A 17860-nucleotide genomic window follows, 5' to 3' on the forward strand; every position below is an offset into this window, starting at 1 on the left:
ATGGACAGCAGCAACAAAGATTGGCGTGAACGGCTTTACGTCATGATTTTCCAGACCGACACCAAGGCAGGCAGGCGTTTTGACGGCATTTTGCTGTTGATCATCCTCGCCAGCCTGGTGATCGTGATGCTCGACAGCATCGACACCATCCACAAGAACTACGCCGATGTGCTGGCGTACATCGAGTGGGGCTTCACGGTGATCTTCCTCGGCGAATACATCCTGCGGCTGTATTGCTCGCCCAAGCCTTTGCGCTATGCCTTCAGTTTTTACGGGTTGGTGGATGTACTGGCGATCGTGCCCGGCATCCTCGCGCTGTATTACGCCGATGCCCAGTACCTGCTGATTATCCGGATCATCCGGATGCTGCGGATTTTCCGCGTGCTCAAACTCAGCCCGTACCTGAAACAAGCCCATTACCTGCTTGATGCCCTGCGCGGCAGCAAGCAGAAAATCCTCGTGTTCCTGCTCAGTGTCTGCACCCTGGTGACGGTGTTCGGCACGCTGATGTACGTGGTCGAAGGCCCGGAACGTGGTTTCACCAGCATTCCCAAAAGCATCTACTGGGCTATCGTCACGCTGACGACCGTGGGTTATGGCGACATCGTGCCCAAGACCCCGCTGGGCCAGGTGATTTCATCGCTGGTGATGATCACCGGTTATTCGATCATTGCCGTGCCCACCGGGATTTTCACCGCCGAACTGGCCACCGCCATGCGTGGTGAACAATTGCAACACGACTGCCCGGTGTGCCGGAAAAACAGCCATGAACATGGCGCCGCGTTCTGTTCTCGTTGTGGCAATGCACTCTTTAAGAAATTGGAATAAGCAAAGTACTTTTTAATCTTTAAAGGTCTATGCGAGCCCGGCTATAGTCGCTGCCAAAATGGTATCGCCCTTACACATAACCCACCTGTAGGAGCGAGCCTGCTCGCGATGGACGTCAACGATGACGCGGGCTGCCTGACTGCCCGCGATGTCAGGGCGTTTTTCGCGAGCAGGCTCGCTCCTACAGGTGGGGCGGCAGCTCCTACATACACAGAACAAGGAATTCGCAGTGAAAAAACTCTTTGGCGCCTCACTTCTGGCCGCTGGCCTGGCATTGACCAGCGTGGCTCAGGCCGCACCGACCCTGCTCAACGTTTCCTACGACGTGATGCGCGATTTCTACAAGGACTACAACACTGCGTTCCAGAAGCACTGGCAAGCCGAGCACAACGAAAACATCACCCTGCAGATGTCCTTCGGCGGCTCCAGCAAACAGGCGCGTTCGGTCATCGACGGCCTGCCGGCTGACGTGATCACCATGAACATGGCCACCGACATCAATGCCCTGGCCGACAACGGCAAACTGGTCCCGGACAACTGGGTCACGCGCCTGCCGAACAACAGCGCGCCCTTCACCTCGGCCACCGTGTTCATCGTGCGCAAGGGCAACCCGAAAGCCCTGAAAGACTGGCCGGATCTGCTCAAGGATGGCGTTCAGGTCATCGTGCCGAACCCGAAAACCTCGGGTAACGGTCGCTACACCTATCTGTCGGCCTGGGGCTATGTGCTGAAAAACGGCGGCGACGAAAACAAGGCCAAGGATTTCGTTGGCAAGCTGTTCAAGCAAGCGCCGGTACTAGACACCGGTGGCCGTGCCGCGACGACCACCTTCATGACCAACCAGATCGGCGACGTGCTGGTGACCTTCGAGAACGAAGCCGAAATGATCGCCCGCGAGTTCGGTCGCGACCAGTTCGAAGTGATCTATCCGAGCGTCTCCGCCGAAGCCGAGCCGCCGGTATCGGTGGTCGACAAATCCGTCGACAAAAAAGGCACCCGCGCTGCCGCCGAGGAATACCTGAAGTACCTGTGGTCGCCGGAAGGCCAGGAAATCGCCGCCGCCAACTACCTGCGTCCACGTGATCCGGCGGTGTTGGCCAAGTACACCGACCGTTTCCCGAAAGTGGACTTCCTGTCGGTAGAGAAAACCTTCGGCGACTGGCGCACCGTGCAGAAAACCCACTTCAACGATGGCGGGATTTTCGATCAGATCTATGCCCAGTAAACACTGAGCAGTCATGAAAAAGGCGACCTGAAGAGGTCGCCTTTTTTGTCGGTAAAACACCGAACCACTGTGGGAGCGAGCCTGCTCGCGAAGGACGTCCAGGATAATGCAGGTTGTCTGAGTCAACGCGTTGTCCGGGCGTTTTTCGCGAGCAGGCTCGCTCCCACAGTGGTGGTGCGTATTTCAGCTCGTGTTTCAGCTCAAGTTGCCGCAGAAAATCGCCTGGTGACCATCGGCCGGGCTTTCACGCACAACTAACGCATAGCCGCCGGCTCGTAGCGTCTCGACCGGTACCGGTGCGCTTTTCCAGAAATATTGCATGGACGCTTGCGAATAGAACCGCGCATTAGGGCCATCGTTCATGTCATAGGCGGGTTTCGCACCCAGGCTTGCACAGCTTCCCGGGTAGATATAGGCCTGCAAACGACCTGGCAATGCGCTGCCCATGGACTCGCCACTGACCGCAAACCAGAATACGGTTGCTTGACCATCGGGCATCATGATTGGCCGGGCGATGTTCCCGGCATTAATGGAAGTAGCGTTCAGGGGAACGTTGGTGACCTGGCTGTCAGGCACCGTCGAGCACCCGGAGATCGTCCCAACCGCTACCACCAACGCCAGCGAAGATACGATTTTCATCGTGATACTCCCGCTTTGTAAGGACGCGTTGAAGTGATCCCCCTGTTGATTTTAGCTGTCGCGGGAAAGCGGGCGCTTCTTCGGATGGCCGGTATGTCCTTGTGGGAGCAGGCTCGCTCCCACAGAAATATAAGCACGCCATTACATCGGCGGCGTTACCCCGTCCTTACCTGCCGATATAGATTGGGCCGTCAGCGTTCCATCCGCACTTTGGGTCACGAACGTGACGATTTTCACGCCCACCTTCAGCAAGATGCGATCCCCCGGCACCAGGTTGACGATGGGCACGTCTTCCGGCACCAGAATCTTCTGTTGGCCACCCTTGTAGTTCACGGTCAACACCCGGCCATTGCTGACCACCAGGTCGCCGACGCTGCCGTTGGTCATGCTGCTGCCCTTGACCAGATCGAAAGGCCGATGGCCGTCGCCGCTGCCCGCCAGTTCCGGCGGGAAGACGTGCACCTCCAGCGCCTTCAGGCTGCCATCTTCTTGAGGAATGGCAGCCGAACCGATGTAACTGCCGGGCTTGATGTCTTCGATATTGGCCAGGGTGACGGCGCGAACCTTGGTGTCCCTGGTCAGGTTGATCACTACGTTCTCACCGCTGTTGGCATGGACTTTCAGTACGTCAGGACTCACACCGGTAATTTCGCCGCGTATACCGATACGCATGCCCGGTACATCCTGCGCCTGAGCCAGACCGGTGCTGAACAGGCCGATCAACGTCACAACCGAAACGCCGCGAACAAGGTGACCGAACATCGCATTCATGGGAGCGCCTTCCTGTGATCAAACGTGAAAGAGAACATAAGCACGCTATCGAACAAGATGTAAGTGAATGTATCATCGACCCATGATTTTTTGACGCAACGGTCATCGGCGGACGGCATGCGCGTTCATCACTCATTCCGCAATGGAATGACTGCTATCACTCCAATCTCTCTTCCGCCGCATGGGTCAGGCCCTTAGCCTGCACGCATTCTTTTTTGCTCAGCGAGACACGTTATGAATCCAGCGACCCGGGTGCCCCATGGCACCGCGACAATGACCCGAGGCATGGTGCTGCTGTTCGCTTTTTGCTGCGGCGCCATCGTGGCCAATATCTACTACGCCCAACCGATCATCGGCCTGATTGCGCCGGACGTCGGCCTGACCAGCACCATGGCCAGCTTCATCGTTTCGCTCACCCAGATCGGGTATGCGTTGGGACTGTTTTTCCTGGTACCGCTGGGCGATCTGCTGGAGAACCGCCGGTTGATGATCATCACCACCGTGGTGGCGATTGCCAGTCTGCTGGGCGCAGCATTCACCGATCAGCCGAACGTGTTTTTGCTGATCTCGCTGCTGGTGGGCTTCAGTTCGGTGTCGGTGCAAATCCTGATTCCGCTGGCCGCACACCTGGCGCCGGAAGAGTCCCGTGGCCGCGTAGTCGGCGGCATCATGGGCGGTCTGCTGCTGGGGATCCTGTTGGCGCGGCCGGTTTCCAGCGTGGTGGCCGACCACTTTGGCTGGCGTGCGATGTTTGTGATTGCGGCGCTGCTGATGGCGGCCATCAGCATCGTGCTGGCGGTGACCATTCCCAAGCGCCAGCCTGATCACAGTGCATCGTATGGCCAGTTGCTCGGTTCACTGTGGACGCTGTTGCGAAAGCAACCGGTACTGCGCCAGCGCGCGTTTTACCAGGGTTGCATGTTCGCCACGTTCAGCCTGTTCTGGACCGCCGTGCCACTGGAACTGGCGCGCAATCACGGTTTGTCGCAATCACAGATCGCCATCTTCGCGCTGGTCGGGGCGATCGGGGCCATCGCTGCACCCATCGCCGGTCGCCTGGCCGATGCCGGCCACACCCGCATCGCTTCCTTGCTGGCCCTGCTGTTTGCCAGCCTGAGTTTCCTGCCGGCCTTCATCCATCCGGCTTACAGCGTCATCGGCCTGGCCGTGACCGGCGTGGTGCTAGATTTTTGCGTACAGATGAACATGGTCCTGGGTCAACGTGCGGTCTACGCCCTGGACGCCCAGAGTCGCAGTCGCCTGAATGCGTTGTACATGACCAGCATTTTCATTGGCGGTGCGTTCGGTTCTTCGGTGGCCAGTGCGGTGTATGAGCATGGCGGCTGGTTGTGGATCGTGGTGGTGGGCAGTGCGTTCCCGTTGGTGGCGTTGGTGCGGTTTTTGAGTGTTTCAGAAAAGCGTTCGCTGGCGACGGCATAAACCGCCAAAAGCATCGCGGGCAAGCCTTGCTCCTACAGGTTACTCACTAACCTGTAGGAGCAAGGCTTGCCCGCGATAGCGCTGTGGCTGACACCACTCAATACCGAACCAGCTTCTCCATCGCCGCATCCGCCAGAAACGACGAGCGGCTTTTGACATTGTGTTCGCGCACATAACGGTCGATGCGCTGGATCACGTAGCCCGGCAGGGTCACGTTGACCTTCTCGGTCTTGCCCAGGTACGGCGAGATGTCCAGCTCCAGCATCCCCCAACCCATGTCGGCAAACTCTGGATTGGTTCGATGCTCGGCTGCTGATGTCGGCATCGGAATCGTTGCCCCGTCCGCCGCAATTTCCTGCAGCAGGATGTGGGCAATCTCGACCGCCGCGTTATAGGCGTCTTCAAAAGTATCCCCGGCGGTAACCGCGCCTGGAATATCGGGGATCTGGATACCGATGGCGGTGTTTTCGTCGCCCCACTCGATACAGATTGGATATTGCATTATGGATCTCCTGCGTAACTGACCAGCGGGTAAAAAAGCCCGGCTCGCCTCCTGATGCTCTTGACCGTCCCGACCGGCAAATCCTTTTTCGGGTGAGGAACGGGAATCGTGAACGGGTTGTAACGGTGAATGAAGATGTGATGACTGCCAGTGACACGGTCCAATGTCCAACCTGCTTCCATCAACTCCTTGATCAGTAGCCTGCTCTGCACCATCCGCCTCCTTGCTCTGGCCCGAATAAAAATAACCCTAGAGTTATATTTACTCAAGCACAAAAATCCGCAACGCGACGCTTGGTTGTTTTACAGCATCTGATTGAATACTGCCCTTTGTGGGAGCGAGCCTGCTCGCGAAGACGGCGTAACATTCAACATGGATGCCGACTGACCGGACGCCTTGCGAGCAGGCTCGCTCCCACACTGTCATTTTGTAAAAGGACCCACGATGGATCGCCTCGCCGCTATGGAAACCTTTGTCTACGTGGTGGAAACCGGCTCGTTTTCTGCCACCGCCAGGCGGCTGGATATCGGTCAGCCCGCCGTGTCGAAAACCATCGCGCAACTGGAAAAACGACTCGCGGTCCGACTGCTGCTGCGCTCCACACGAGGCCTCACCCCCACTGAGGCCGGCCTGGCCTTTTTCGAACGGGCCAAGCGCGCCATCGAGGAAGCCGACGAGGCCGATAACGCTGCTCGTGGTTCGGCCAGCGGCCTGAGCGGCAACCTTCGCATCTGCGCCGCCGTGACCTTCGGCCGACAGCACATCGTGCCGCACCTGGGACCGTTTCTGGAGCAGAACCCGCAACTCAACATCGACCTGATGCTCGATGATCGCAACATCAATCTGGTGGAAGAAGGCGTCGACGTTGCGCTGCGCCTGGGCACCTTGAGCGACTCCGGCCTCACGGCGCGCAAGATCGCCGAATGCCGGCGCGTGGTGCTCGGCACGCCTGCCTATTTCGACAAACACGGCGAACCCGCCTGCCCTGCCGATTTGAGTCAGCATCAGGCAATCGTCTACACCTTGGGGGGCGGGGCCAGTTGGACATTCAAAAAGGCTGGCGAAGAACAACCGGTGACCATCAGCGGCAGAATCCGCGTCAACGCCGCCGAGGGCCTGCGTGAAGCGGTACTGGCCCATCTGGGGCTGACCATGGCCTCGGAGTGGATGTTTGCGCCAGAACTGGCCAACGGTTCAGTCAGGGAAGTGATCGCCGATTGGACGCTGCCGAATCAGGACCTGTGGGCGGTCTTTCCAACGGGCAGGATGGCCAGTGCGAAGGCTCGGGCGTTTGTGGAGTATGTGCAGGGGTTGATGTTGAAGGAGGGCTGAACGCAGCCCACAACTGTAGGCGTTCACCTGAGACCAGGTCGGCTGTCAGGTCGTCTTCGCGAGCAGGCTCGCTCCCACAGAAAGCAAACGGCGTCGAAGACGAGGCAGCTCTTCCTACAACACACACCCATCAAACCCCACGCTGACATTCCCCGGCAACTCACCGCGATGCTCGATCAACCACGCATCCAGCGTATGCCCGACATGGGTCAACACCGCTACTTCAGGCTGCAACTCATCAATGCACTGCAACGCCAGGTTCAGGTCGTTGTGATTACGCGGTGCCTGGGGTTGGGGCGGCATCGAGCAGTCGAGCACCAGCGCGTCCAGCGGCTGGCGTTGCAGAAAGGTCACGGTGGCGGGTGGCAGGCCCACGGTGTCGGTCAGGTAGGCGATCCGTCGGCCCTCGCCCTCCAGCAGATAGCCGAGGGTCGGTTTGGAGTGCAGCAACGGCAGCGCGGTAATGCTTAGCACGCCGAATGTGCGGTTTTCAAACGCCTCGAACGGCCGGCTGAAATCGAGGATGCCCGGATGCTTGTAGAGATCCGCCAAGCCTTCCGTGTCCGCCGGCCCATGCACCGGAATCACCAGGCCCTGCCCCCAGCGCAGGTGCAGTAAACCCTGCGCATGGTCGGCGTGGTAGTGGGTCTGGAAGATGCCGTTGAAACTGCGCGGCGGGAAGCGTTCGGTGAGGTCGGGCAGTCCGCTGTCGATCAGCCAGCGCTGGTCACCGCATTCGATCAGTGCGCAGCACGGTCGACGTCGCAGGCGTTCATCGCTAAGGGCGCGAACGCAGGCCTGACATTCGCAACCATAGACCGGCACCTGTCGCGCATCACCGGTGCCCAGCAATGTCAGGCGCATGCTGCGGGCTCGTCGATGCAGGCCAGCAGGCGTTCGACCGTACGTTCCAACGGGCCGGAGTTGTCGAGCAGGTGCACGCTCGGGTCTTCGGCCAGCAGGCGTTCGCCGAAGCGGGCATTGCGCGCCAGCCGCAGATCGATCTCGGCCACGGACTCACGTCCGCGCCCCAGCAGGCGTTGACGCAGCACGACCTCGTCCACGGTCAGCAACACCACCAGTACGTTCGGATAGCGCTCGCGGGTTTGCGGCAGATGCCCCCTCGAGCCATTGATCAGCACGTCGTCGCCCGACGCCAGCCAATCGTCGATTTCCCGCGGGATGCCATAGGCCAGGCCATTGGCCTGCCAGCTCAGGGCAAACGCGCCCCGGGCCTGCATCTCGGCGAACTGCTGCTGGCTGACGCCCAGCGCCGCCTCGCCCACGGCTTCCGCCGAGCGGGTGATGACCCGCCGCACGATGCGGCAGCCGCGTTCGGCCAACCGCGTGCGTGAGGCATCCAGCAGGCTGTCCTTGCCCGAACCGGAAGGCCCGATGAGATAGATCAACCTGCCTGACATCAAAACACCCTCTTCGCTTGTCGCCATACTTGCTGGACCACCGGTAAACCGTCCTGACTGCGCGCCTGCACCAGATCCGCACGCAGGCCCGGGGCGATTTCGCCGCGATCATTCAGTCCTGCTGCCCTGGCCGGGGCCAGGCTGACCATGCGCATCGCGGAGGCCAGGTCGATGCGTTCGCTCTGGGCCGCCAGGGCAAACGCCGCTTGCAGCAGGCTCGCCGGATAGTAGTCGCTGGACAGAATATCCAGCAGCCCCTCAGCCGCCAGGTCGGCGGCCGCCACGTTACCCGAGTGCGAACCGCCACGCACGATGTTCGGTGCGCCCATCAACACCTGCATGCCCTGCTCCCGGCAACCACGCGCCGCTTCGACGGTGGTCGGGAATTCGGCGATGGTCATGCCGTAGCGCGCCGACTCCTCGACGTGGGCCAGGGTCGCGTCGTCATGGCTGGCTACCGACAGGCCACGGGCCAGGCAATGCTCGACAATCGCCGCACGATAGCGGTCGCTGTACTCGCGGGAGTTGGCCATCTGCAAGGTGATGAATTCGTCCATCTGCGTTGTCGTCAGGTGGTATTTGCCCATGTAGTACTCACGGTACTTGGACTCCAGCACAAATTGGCGCTGACCCGGCGAATGGTCCATCACCGACACCAGTTGCACCAGCGGATGCTCCACCAGATCACGAAACACGCTCAGGGTATCCGGGTGGCACAGCTCGCAGCGCAAGTGCAGGCGGTGCTCGGCGCGGGTCAGCCCGGCATCCGAAGCGCTGGAAATCGCTTCGAGCATCGCCGGCAGTTTCTGCATGCGATTGCCCTTGGGGTTCACGTCGCCGATGGACACCGCGTCGAACACCGTGGTGATCCCCGCCGCGACAATCTGCGCATCGTGGCTGAGCACCGCCGAGCGCGATGGCCAGTCCACGCCGGGGCGCGGAGTCATGTGTTTTTCAAGGTTGTCGGTGTGCAGCTCCACCAACCCCGGCAGCAGGTAATCGCCGTTGAGGTCCTGGGCCTGGGGCAAACGACTGGGGCCTTCGGCAACGTCGGCAATCAAGCCGTCGCGCAGCAGCACGGTGCCGTAGAACACGCGGTCAGCGGTGACCAGTTGGGCATTGCTGAGGATCTGTTCAACGGGCATCGGCGTATTCCTTGTCGTTCACAGCACTGGGAGTCATGTCGAGATGGCGATCGGCAACCGCCTCGCGGGCGACGTGGTCGTGGAAGATGCCGATCAGCGCGGCACCGGCTTGCTTGGCTTCGTTCATCAGCTCCAGCACCACCTGGCGATTGTTGTCATCGAGGGAGGCCGTGGGTTCGTCGAGCAGCATCACCGGCCACGCCACCATGAACCCGCGAGCGATGTTGACCCGCTGCTGTTCGCCACCGGAAAAAGTACCGGGCGCCAGTTGCCAGAGACGTTGCGGAATGTTCAGGCGACTGAGCAGCAGCTCGGCGCGGGATTGCGCCAGTGACTTGGACCAGCCACGGGCCAGGGCCGGCTCCATCACCACGTCCAGGCACGCCACTCGCGGAATCACCCGCAGGAACTGGCTGACATAGCCGAGGGTGCGTTGACGCACCTGCAGAATGTCCCGGGGCTCGGCGCCCACCAGTTCCAGCCACTGGCCGTCGTGCTGCACACGGATGCTGCCGCCCGCCGGCAGATAGTTGCCATACAGGGTGCGCAGCAAGGTGCTTTTACCGGCGCCGGACTGGCCGTGCAGCACTAGGCATTCGCCGCCCGCCACGCTGAAATCCACACCGCGCAGCACATTAAGGACTACGCCGTTCTGCTGGTGCAGGGTGAAGGTTTTCGAGAGGTCACGGACCTCGATCAAGGTATTCATCATGGCTGCAACACCGAAGACACCAACAGTTGAGAGTAAGGGTGCTGCGGATCGTCGAGGATCTGATCGGTCAGCCCGGTTTCCACCACCCGCGAGCGGCGCATCACCATCAGCCGATCGGCTAGCAGACGCGCCACCGCCAGATCATGGGTGACGATCACCACCGCCAGATCCAGCTCACGCACCAGCCCGCGCAACAGGTCGAGCAAACGTGCCTGCACCGAGACGTCGAGGCCGCCGGTCGGCTCGTCCATGAACACCAGGCGCGGACTCGACACCAGGTTGCGGGCGATTTGCAGGCGTTGTTGCATGCCGCCGGAAAAGGTCCGGGGCAAGTCGTCGATGCGTTGCGGATCGATTTCCACCTGGCTCAGCCAGTCCAGCCCCGCCCCGCGCAGTTGCTGATAATTGCGCACGCCCTGGGCCATCAAGCGCTCGCCGATGTTGGCGCCGGCCGACACGCCCATGCGCAAACCGTCTCGCGGGTTCTGTTCGACGAAGCCCCATTCAGTGCGCAACAAGGTGCGGCGCTCGGCTTCGCTGGCGCTGTAGAGGTCGAGCCATTGGCCCTGCTTGTCGCGGTAACCGATGCGACCTTTTTGCGGCGGCAGTCGTCCGCTGAGCAGCGAGAGCAAGGTCGATTTACCGGACCCCGACTCGCCGACAATCCCCAAAACCTCGCCAGGATAGAGGTCGAAGCTGACGTCCTGACAGCCCTTTTCCGGGCCGTACAACAATGACAAATCACGCACTTGCAACAAGGGTTCGGTGGACACGGACAGATCGTTTTTCAGCGCCTGGTTCATTGGCCCTGCTCCTGCTGGCTGACGCGCTGGGCGCAGTAATAGGTGTCGGAACAGACGAAGCTCTGGGTACCGGCATCGTCGAGGATCAACTCGTCGAGGAATGACTCGCGGCTACCGCAAATGGCACAGCACTCGTCCCACTTTTGCGCTTCGAACGGGTGATCCTCGAAGTCCAGACTCGTGACGTTGGTGAAGGGCGGTACGGCGTACAGGCGCTTCTCGCGGCCAGCGCCGAACAGCATCAGCGCCGGGCTCATGTCGAGTTTCGGGTTGTCGAATTTGGGGATTGGCGACGGGTCCATCACGTAGCGTTCGTCGACCATCACCGGGTAGGCATAGGCGGTGGCGATGTGGCCGAAGGTGGCGATGTCCTCGTAGAGCTTGACGTGCATCACCCCGTAATCATTGAGGGCGTGCATGGTTCGGGTCTCGGTTTCCGAGGGTTCGATAAAGCGCAGCGGCTCAGGGATCGGTACCTGATAGACCATGATCTGATCGGCGTGCAGCGGCGTTTCCGGGATGCGGTGACGGGTCTGGATCACCGTCGCTTCCGGCGTCGCCTCAGTGGTGGCCACGCCAGCGGTACGGGCAAAAAAACGGCGGATCGACACGGCGTTGGTGGTGTCGTCGGCGCCCTGGTCGATCACCTTGAGCACGTCATCGTCGCCGAGAATCGCGGCGGTCAACTGCATGCCGCCGGTGCCCCAGCCGTACGGCAATGGCATCTCGCGGCCACCGAACGGCACCTGGTAACCGGGGATCGCCACGGCCTTGAGCAAGGCGCGGCGGATCATGCGTTTGGTCTGTTCATCGAGGTAGGCGAAGTTGTACGCCGCGTCGCGCACGGGTACCTGGCTCAGGTCATTCATGGGTGTTGCCCTCGGCAGGCTTGCGCAGTTTGCGGATCAATTCCAGTTCGGCCTGGAAGTCCACGTAGTGAGGCAGTTTGAGGTGGGAAACGAAGCCGGCGGCCTCGACGTTGTCGCAGTGCATCAGCACGAATTCTTCCTGCTGCGCCGGGGACTCGATCTCTTCGTTGAACTCCTTGGCGCGCAAGGCGCGGTCGACCAGCGCCATGCCCATGGCCTTGCGCTCGGCATGTCCGAAGGCCAGGCCGTAGCCGCGGGTGAACTGCGCCAGTTCGGTGGCCGAGCCGACGAACTGGTTGACCATCTCGCACTCGGTGACTTCGATGCTGCCCAGATTGATCGGGAAACCCAGCTCCTCAGGATCGATCCACACCTCCACCTCACCGATGCGGATTTCCCCGGCGAACGGGTGGTTGCGGCCGTAGCCGCGCTGGGTCGAGTAGCCGAGCGCCAGCAGGAAACCTTCATCGCCACGGGCCAGGGCTTGCAGGCGTTCGGCGCGGCTGGCCGGCAACTCCAGCGGGTCACGGATGATGTCCGCGACCGTGTCGTTGTTGTCGGATTCGTTTTTGATCAAACCTTCCTTGGCCAGCAAGCCGAGGACTCGCGGGCAGGCTTCGAGGCTGGCGTTCGGGGTCGTTTGTGGCCCGGGATACTCGCCTTCGGCGAGCAGCGCGAAGTCGAGCAGGCGATGGGTGTAATCGAAGGTCGGCCCCAGCAGTTGCCCACCGGGCACGTCCTTGAACGTGGCGGACAGACGGCGGCTAAGCAGCATGTTCGAGGTGTCGATCGGCAGGCTCGGGCTGAAGCGTGGCAGCGTGGTGCGATAGGCGCGCAACAGGAAAATCGCTTCGACCAGATCCCCAGCCGCTTGCTTGATCGCCAGCGCGGCCAGTTCTTCGTCGTACAGCGAGCCCTCGCTCATCACCCGCGCCACCGCCAGCGGCAGTTGCTGGCGGATCTGCTCGACGCTCAATTCAGTGACCGAGGTATCGCCCCGGCGCTTTTTCGCCAGCAGACGGTGGGCATTGTCGATGGCCTGTTCGCCACCCTTGACGGCTACGTACATCAGGCACGCTCCTGTGTGATGCGAGTGCTGCGCGGCAGGCCGATCAGGTTCTGGTCGGCGGTGAAAAATACATCCAGGCCACGGGGAAATTCGTTGCGGCGTTCACGCTCGCCCCAGAAGCCCTCGGCCACCGGCAGCGCAACGCGGTGTTCGGTCTCGATCCCCGGTCCGCGCCAGGCCAGCCCTGCCCCGCCATCGAGGCTCGGCAGTTGAACCAACAAGCTGCAGGACTGATCGGGGTACCGGTCGTTGCCATGGTCAAAACCGCTCAGGTCGAGCAGATCGTCGGCGGCGAGCAAGGCAAAACAGGCGTCTTCACGATTCGCGGTCAGCGGGCAACCGCAATGGAACGCCAGGTTGGCGCGGATCAGCGGCGTGTCGAACGACGGCGCCAGCCACAGCGGCGTGTCCACATCCAGCAGCGCCAGGCACAGCGCATAGGTCGCCGGCGCCAGGCCTTCGAGGCTCGGCGTGGCGTGCAGGGTCTGGATCAGGCCTGGACCCGCCAGTGCCTTGAGCGCCGCGCGAAACCCGCGCTGAGAATCCAGCACCGGGTCGGCGAATGCCGGTTGCAACAGCTGTGCGCTCATCAGTTTTCTCCTCGCACGAGGGTGAAGAATTCGACTTTGGTGGCGGCGGTGTCCGCCTCTTTCTGCGCCCGGCGTTCGGCCTGGGTCTGGGCCAGCGGCGTGATCATCTGGTCGAGCCAATGGCGCTGCTGCGTGCCTTGCAAATGCGCATCGGCCAAGGCGGCGAGTTCGGCGTGGACCTTGTCGCGCCCCGCCAGGTAGCTGTAGCCGGTGCGGCCATCGGCCAGGCGCACGACGCAACGGGTCACGCTCATTTCGCCAACGTTGAACGGCGCGCCGTTGCCACCCATGCGGCCACGGACCAGGGTCATGCCGATTTCCGGGGCGCGGATCAGTTGGTATTCGACGTCGCGCAGCGCGGCTTCATGGGACTGCAATTCGCTGCGACGAGCGCGGGCCAGCACGCCGATCCAGTGTTGCCGGGCGGTGTGAGAAGCAGGATTCATCGGTTGGTTCTCCATCAGGTGACGACCTGGTACTGGAAGCGATCCGAACGGCTGGTGGACTGGGCCAGCTCCACGGCACGGCCGTCGCGATCGCGGGAAAGGGTGAACACACTCAGGGCCGGCAAATGCCGGGGCATCATCAGCAAAGCCGCCTCTTCGCGGTTGGGCAAACGGGCGCCGATCAGGCTTTGCGTGCGGGTCAGCGGCAGGTCGCGTTCGCTCAGGTATTGGCGCAGGGAGCCACCGGTGTAGTCCGCCAATAGCGGCGCATAACTGGCGCAGTAACGGTGGCGAATCAGGCTGACCGGTTGTCCGTCGAGCTTGCGCAGGGTCTGCAACTCGATCATCGGCGCCATCTCGGCAATGCCCAGATACTCCGCCTCTTCACGACTGGCGAAGCAATAACGGCGCTTGAGCAGCACCGCCTCGACGCCCAAGCCCTGGGCCGACAACGACTGGCTGTAGGCACTGTCGGCGGCCATGGGGTAAATCAGCGGTCGCTCCAGCACTTGCGTGCCTTTGCCCTGACGCCGCAACAGGCTGCCTTCGAACACCAGTTCATCGATGGCCCGGCGCAAGGTGTGGCGGTTGACGCCGAAGCGTTCGGCCAGTTGCACCTCCGCTGGCAGGAAATCCCCGGCGCTGTAGCTCGCCAGTTCCCGACGCAGGATGTCGGCGAGTTCGCGGTACACCGGCTCATCTTGTCTAGACAACTGCATGCTTTAAAAAAAGCGCCCGCAGGCACCCCTCCGAAAAGTCAGATGAACTGCTTGCGCAGGCGTTGCGAGAGGATGTCGATCAGGCTCACGACCACGATGATCACCAACAGCACCGCGCAGGTTTGAACGAACTGGAAGGCGCGGATGTTTTCCCAGAGGATCACGCCAATGCCGCCAGCCCCGACCATCCCCACCACCGTCGCCGAGCGCACGTTGGCCTCGAAGCGGTACAACGCGTAAGACACCCACAGCGGCATCACTTGCGGGATCACGCCGTAGATGACTTCTTGCAAGGCACTGGCGCCGGTGGCACGAACCCCTTCGACAGGCCCCGGATCAATCGCTTCCACGGCCTCGGCGAACAGCTTGGCGAGCACGCCGGTGGTGCTGATCCACAGCGCCAGGACACCGGCGAATGGCCCCAGGCCCACGGCCACCACGAACAACATGGCGAAGACCATTTCATTGATCGAACGAAAGGCGTCCATCACCCGGCGCAGCGGCTGGTGAATCCACCACGGCGTGATGTTTTCCGAACAGAGGATGCCCAGCGGCACCGAACAGACAATCGCCAGCACCGTGCCCCAGAGGGCGATTTGTACGGTGACGATCATTTCCTTGAGGTAGGCGCGCCATTCGTGGAAATCCGGCGGGAAGAAATCCGCGGCGAAGGTCGCCATGTTTCCCGAGTCGCGGTACAGCGCCATCGGGTTCATTTCGGCGCCGTGCCAGGCCCAGGCCAGCAGGACCAGGAACAGGCCCCAACCGGCGTACTGCGGCCAGGTGCGCTTGCCGACAGCTTCAGCGTGCAGAGTGGTCATAAGGGTTCTCTAAATGGCGTAATGCAGAACCTGTAGGAGCGAGCCTGCTCGCGATGGTCGCCAACGATGACGCGGGAAACCGGGAGAAACGCGGTGTCCTTACGTTCATCGCGAGCAGGCTCGCTCCTACAGGGGTTAGCCGTTGGCCGCGGATTTTTTGTCGGCGGTTTTTTCGAGCAAGGTGATGCGCTCTTGCAGCTTGGCCAGTTCGGCATCGATCTCGGCAAGCTTCCTGGTCTTGTCCGCCGCTTCAAGCTTGGTGTCGGCGGCGATCGTAGTGCGCTGCTTGAACAGCTCCAGCTGACGGATCGGCAACAACTGGTCGTCGCTGGATTTCAGGAACTTGCCCAACTGCATGCCCTTGAGCACGGCTTTCTCGGCATCGGTGTCGCCGTAGCTGAAGATGAAATCGCGGATCTTCTGCTTCTCGCTGTCGCTCAGGGCCTTGCTCCACACCAGTGGGTCGGCCGGGATCAGCGGCGACTTCCAGATCACCTTGAGCATCGCCGCCTTGTCAGGCTGGGTGACTTCCAGGCGATCCCAGCTTTCGGTGTTGAAGGTCGCCACGTCCAGTTGTCCCTTGGCCACGCTCAGCGCGTTGACCTCATGGCTGGAGTTGAGGGTGCGCTTGAACGCCGTGGCGGCATCGACGTTGTTCTTGGCAAACACGTAGTAGCCCGGCACCAGGTAGCCGGAAGTGGAGTTCGGATCACCGTTGCCGAAGGTCAGGGTCTTGGCGTTTTTCAGCATGTCGTCGACGGAGTTGATCGGGCTGTCCTTGCGCGCGATCAACACGCTCCAGTAACCGGCTGCACCGCTGGCGGCCGCGGTCTGGGCGAAGATTTCACCGTTGGAACGATCCACCGCTTCGATGGCGGCCTTGTTTCCCAGCCAGGCGACGTCGACCTTGTTGAAGCGCATGCCCTGGATCAGGCCGGCATAGTCGGAGGCGAACGTGGCGTTGATCTTCAGGCCGGTCTGCTTCTGCATGTCATCGAGAAACGGCTGCCAGATGCTCTTGAGATTCTGCGAGGACTCGGTGGACATGATGCCGAAGTTGATGGCTTTTTCTTCAGCCTGGGCGGTGCCCAATACAAAGCTTGCAGCGAGGGCTACACCAGCAAAAACACGACCGATACGGTTCAACATGGAAGGGTTTCCTGAGGGTGAACGGTTGGGAATTGGGAGGGTTATGCGCGAGCCATGACCAGCCGAGGGAGCGCTTCGGCGGGGCGAATCGGGTCGACACAGATCAGGCTGGTGTCGATGTCGGCACCGTACAAATCGTTGAGGAAATGGCTGCTCAACTCGGCGGCCCGGCCATCGAAATGAATGCGCCCGCCTTTGAGCGCTACGGCACGCGGGCAATATCGGGTGGCGTAATCGACTTGATGCAGCGTGACCACTACGGTCTTGCCGTCGCGGCGATTGATGTCGGCGAGGATTTCCATGACCTTGCGCGCCGACTCGGGATCGAGGGAGGCAATCGGCTCATCCGCCAGAATCACTTCGGCCCGTTGGGTCAGCGCCCGGGCAATCGCCACGCGCTGCTGCTGGCCGCCGGACAGGGTCGAAGCCCGCTGCGCCGCCAGATCCGCCAGGCCAACGCGATCCAGGGACTCCAGGGCGAACTGTTTTTCCTCGGCATTGAACAGGCTCAGATTGCCGCGCCAGCGCGGCATGCGCCCCAGGCAACCGAGCAGCACGTTGTCGAGCACACTCAGGCGATTGACCAGGTTGAATTGCTGGAAGATGTAGCCGATATCCGCCCGCAAGCGCCGCACCTTGCCGTTGAGCCGTCCACTGGCCTGCACTTCGCGACCCAGCACCTTGACGCTGCCGCCGTTGTTGCGATCGCAACAGGCCAGGCCCGCGAGGTGGCGCAGCAAAGTGGATTTCCCGGAGCCGGACGCGCCGATCAGCGCGACCATCTCACCGGACGCGATGGTCAGCTCGAGGTCGACCAATGCGCTTTTGCGCGCAAAGGTCTTGTTCAGATGATCGACATGGATAGCTGCGTTCATGGGCTTCTCTGTCTGGTTGAACAGCCGTCCATGGCCGTATTTGAGTTCAACAGACTTTAGGCACGGGGCATGTCAGCCCTATGACTCGCACATGTCTCTGGATTAACTATTTGATGAAGGTTTTGTGAAAGGTTGAGCGGGTGGGGCGATGGAGAACCTGTGGGGAGACCTGTGGGAGCGAGCCGGCTCCGGGCGGCGTTCCGACGAATGGGCCATGCCAGCCAGCATTTATGCTGCATGACACACTGCTTTCGCGAGCAGGCTCGCTCCCACAGGAGACTGCATACACCCGCCAAACAGGTCGAGTGTCAGCTCGCCTCGGGTGCTTTTGATCTGCCCGCCCCTTCGGGAGGCTGAGTGGAGGCGTTCATCCGGGGATGGGCGCGCAGCGCCGTTCGACGCAGTCGAACACATTGCATGTAGGTGCAGCGAAGCCAACCGGAGGGCAAGGTATGACTCACCCACATAGGTAACAAAACAGTTCAAGCACATGGGTAACAGTTT

At 61.4% G+C, this 17860-nt stretch carries 21 protein-coding genes; 4 read left to right on the forward strand and 17 right to left on the reverse strand.

The window, feature by feature from the left end:
* Together HNQ83_RS13370 and HNQ83_RS13375 are read left to right on the forward strand one after the other, a co-directional pair.
* Positions 1–828: an ion transporter gene (locus tag HNQ83_RS13370; protein WP_175389392.1), complete on the forward strand. Its 828-nt coding sequence runs from the start codon at positions 1–3 to the stop codon at positions 826–828.
* 229 nt (positions 829–1057) lie between these two features.
* Positions 1058–2053 carry a sulfate ABC transporter substrate-binding protein gene (locus tag HNQ83_RS13375; RefSeq protein ID WP_175389393.1) on the forward strand — a complete coding sequence of 332 codons (996 nt, stop codon included), beginning with the start codon at positions 1058–1060 and terminating at the stop codon, positions 2051–2053.
* A 195-nt stretch (positions 2054–2248) separates the two neighbouring features.
* Here the strand turns inward: HNQ83_RS13375 and HNQ83_RS13380 are convergent, their stop codons facing one another.
* Both HNQ83_RS13380 and HNQ83_RS13385 read right to left on the reverse strand, forming a co-directional pair.
* The gene (locus HNQ83_RS13380; RefSeq protein ID WP_175389394.1) at positions 2249–2692 is read right to left on the reverse strand and encodes a hypothetical protein; all 444 of its coding nucleotides are present in this window, start codon (positions 2690–2692) and stop codon (positions 2249–2251) included.
* 141 nt (positions 2693–2833) lie between these two features.
* Complete coding sequence (locus HNQ83_RS13385; protein ID WP_175389395.1) at positions 2834–3463, reverse strand: hypothetical protein; 630 nt, start codon at positions 3461–3463, stop codon at positions 2834–2836.
* A gap of 234 nt (positions 3464–3697) precedes the next feature.
* Here HNQ83_RS13385 and HNQ83_RS13390 point away from each other — a divergent pair, with 234 nt between their 5' ends.
* The gene (locus HNQ83_RS13390; protein WP_175389396.1) at positions 3698–4903 is read left to right on the forward strand and encodes an MFS transporter; all 1206 of its coding nucleotides are present in this window, start codon (positions 3698–3700) and stop codon (positions 4901–4903) included.
* 97 nt (positions 4904–5000) lie between these two features.
* Here HNQ83_RS13390 and HNQ83_RS13395 read toward each other — a convergent pair whose 3' ends face one another.
* Positions 5001–5405: a type II toxin-antitoxin system HicB family antitoxin gene (locus HNQ83_RS13395; protein ID WP_175389397.1), complete on the reverse strand. Its 405-nt coding sequence runs from the start codon at positions 5403–5405 to the stop codon at positions 5001–5003.
* Positions 5405–5617, reverse strand: a complete 213-nt coding sequence (locus HNQ83_RS13400; RefSeq protein ID WP_175389411.1) for a type II toxin-antitoxin system HicA family toxin — start codon at positions 5615–5617, stop codon at positions 5405–5407. Before HNQ83_RS13400 ends, HNQ83_RS13395 begins: the two co-directional genes overlap by 1 nt.
* A gap of 232 nt (positions 5618–5849) precedes the next feature.
* Between HNQ83_RS13400 and HNQ83_RS13405 the strand changes: the two genes are divergently transcribed.
* Complete coding sequence (locus tag HNQ83_RS13405) at positions 5850–6737, forward strand: LysR family transcriptional regulator (protein WP_175389398.1); 888 nt, start codon at positions 5850–5852, stop codon at positions 6735–6737.
* Between the two features lie 114 nt (positions 6738–6851).
* On the opposite strand, the gene phnP is transcribed toward HNQ83_RS13405, so the two are convergent.
* From phnP to phnC, 13 genes are all read right to left on the reverse strand, one after another.
* Positions 6852–7601 (reverse strand): phosphonate metabolism protein PhnP, encoded by a 750-nt coding sequence (phnP, locus tag HNQ83_RS13410; RefSeq protein ID WP_175389399.1) that lies wholly within the window; start codon positions 7599–7601, stop codon positions 6852–6854.
* Positions 7592–8158, reverse strand: a complete 567-nt coding sequence (gene phnN / locus HNQ83_RS13415) for a phosphonate metabolism protein/1,5-bisphosphokinase (PRPP-forming) PhnN (RefSeq protein ID WP_175389400.1) — start codon at positions 8156–8158, stop codon at positions 7592–7594. The genes phnP and phnN overlap by 10 nt, the downstream gene beginning before the upstream one ends.
* A complete protein-coding gene (locus HNQ83_RS13420) occupies positions 8158–9303 on the reverse strand; it encodes an alpha-D-ribose 1-methylphosphonate 5-triphosphate diphosphatase (RefSeq protein ID WP_175389401.1) in 1146 nt (381 codons plus the stop codon). The genes phnN and HNQ83_RS13420 overlap by 1 nt, the downstream gene beginning before the upstream one ends.
* The gene (gene phnL, locus HNQ83_RS13425; RefSeq protein WP_175389412.1) at positions 9293–10012 is read right to left on the reverse strand and encodes a phosphonate C-P lyase system protein PhnL; all 720 of its coding nucleotides are present in this window, start codon (positions 10010–10012) and stop codon (positions 9293–9295) included. Before phnL ends, HNQ83_RS13420 begins: the two co-directional genes overlap by 11 nt.
* Positions 10012–10818 carry a phosphonate C-P lyase system protein PhnK gene (phnK, locus tag HNQ83_RS13430; protein WP_175389402.1) on the reverse strand — a complete coding sequence of 269 codons (807 nt, stop codon included), beginning with the start codon at positions 10816–10818 and terminating at the stop codon, positions 10012–10014. The genes phnL and phnK overlap by 1 nt, the downstream gene beginning before the upstream one ends.
* Entirely contained in the window at positions 10815–11687 is an 873-nt protein-coding gene (locus HNQ83_RS13435; protein WP_175389403.1) for an alpha-D-ribose 1-methylphosphonate 5-phosphate C-P-lyase PhnJ, read from the reverse strand. Before HNQ83_RS13435 ends, phnK begins: the two co-directional genes overlap by 4 nt.
* Positions 11680–12756 carry a carbon-phosphorus lyase complex subunit PhnI gene (locus HNQ83_RS13440; protein ID WP_175389404.1) on the reverse strand — a complete coding sequence of 359 codons (1077 nt, stop codon included), beginning with the start codon at positions 12754–12756 and terminating at the stop codon, positions 11680–11682. Before HNQ83_RS13440 ends, HNQ83_RS13435 begins: the two co-directional genes overlap by 8 nt.
* Positions 12756–13346, reverse strand: a complete 591-nt coding sequence (gene phnH, locus HNQ83_RS13445; RefSeq protein WP_175389405.1) for a phosphonate C-P lyase system protein PhnH — start codon at positions 13344–13346, stop codon at positions 12756–12758. Before phnH ends, HNQ83_RS13440 begins: the two co-directional genes overlap by 1 nt.
* Positions 13346–13792 carry a phosphonate C-P lyase system protein PhnG gene (phnG, locus tag HNQ83_RS13450; RefSeq protein ID WP_175389406.1) on the reverse strand — a complete coding sequence of 149 codons (447 nt, stop codon included), beginning with the start codon at positions 13790–13792 and terminating at the stop codon, positions 13346–13348. Before phnG ends, phnH begins: the two co-directional genes overlap by 1 nt.
* A 14-nt stretch (positions 13793–13806) precedes the next feature.
* Entirely contained in the window at positions 13807–14511 is a 705-nt protein-coding gene (gene phnF, locus HNQ83_RS13455) for a phosphonate metabolism transcriptional regulator PhnF (RefSeq protein ID WP_175389407.1), read from the reverse strand.
* Positions 14512–14549: 38 nt separating this feature from the next.
* Positions 14550–15332: a phosphonate ABC transporter, permease protein PhnE gene (gene phnE, locus HNQ83_RS13460; protein ID WP_034146313.1), complete on the reverse strand. Its 783-nt coding sequence runs from the start codon at positions 15330–15332 to the stop codon at positions 14550–14552.
* Between the two features lie 135 nt (positions 15333–15467).
* On the reverse strand, positions 15468–16481 hold the full coding sequence (phnD, locus tag HNQ83_RS13465; protein ID WP_175389408.1) for a phosphonate ABC transporter substrate-binding protein: 1014 nt from the start codon (positions 16479–16481) through the stop codon (positions 15468–15470).
* Positions 16482–16522: 41 nt separating this feature from the next.
* Entirely contained in the window at positions 16523–17356 is an 834-nt protein-coding gene (phnC, locus tag HNQ83_RS13470; RefSeq protein ID WP_175389409.1) for a phosphonate ABC transporter ATP-binding protein, read from the reverse strand.
* Positions 17357–17860: the final 504 nt, after the last annotated feature.

The sequence above is a fragment of the Pseudomonas sp. C2B4 genome (assembly GCF_013359695.1).
Classification (GTDB): Bacteria; Pseudomonadota; Gammaproteobacteria; order Pseudomonadales; family Pseudomonadaceae; genus Aquipseudomonas.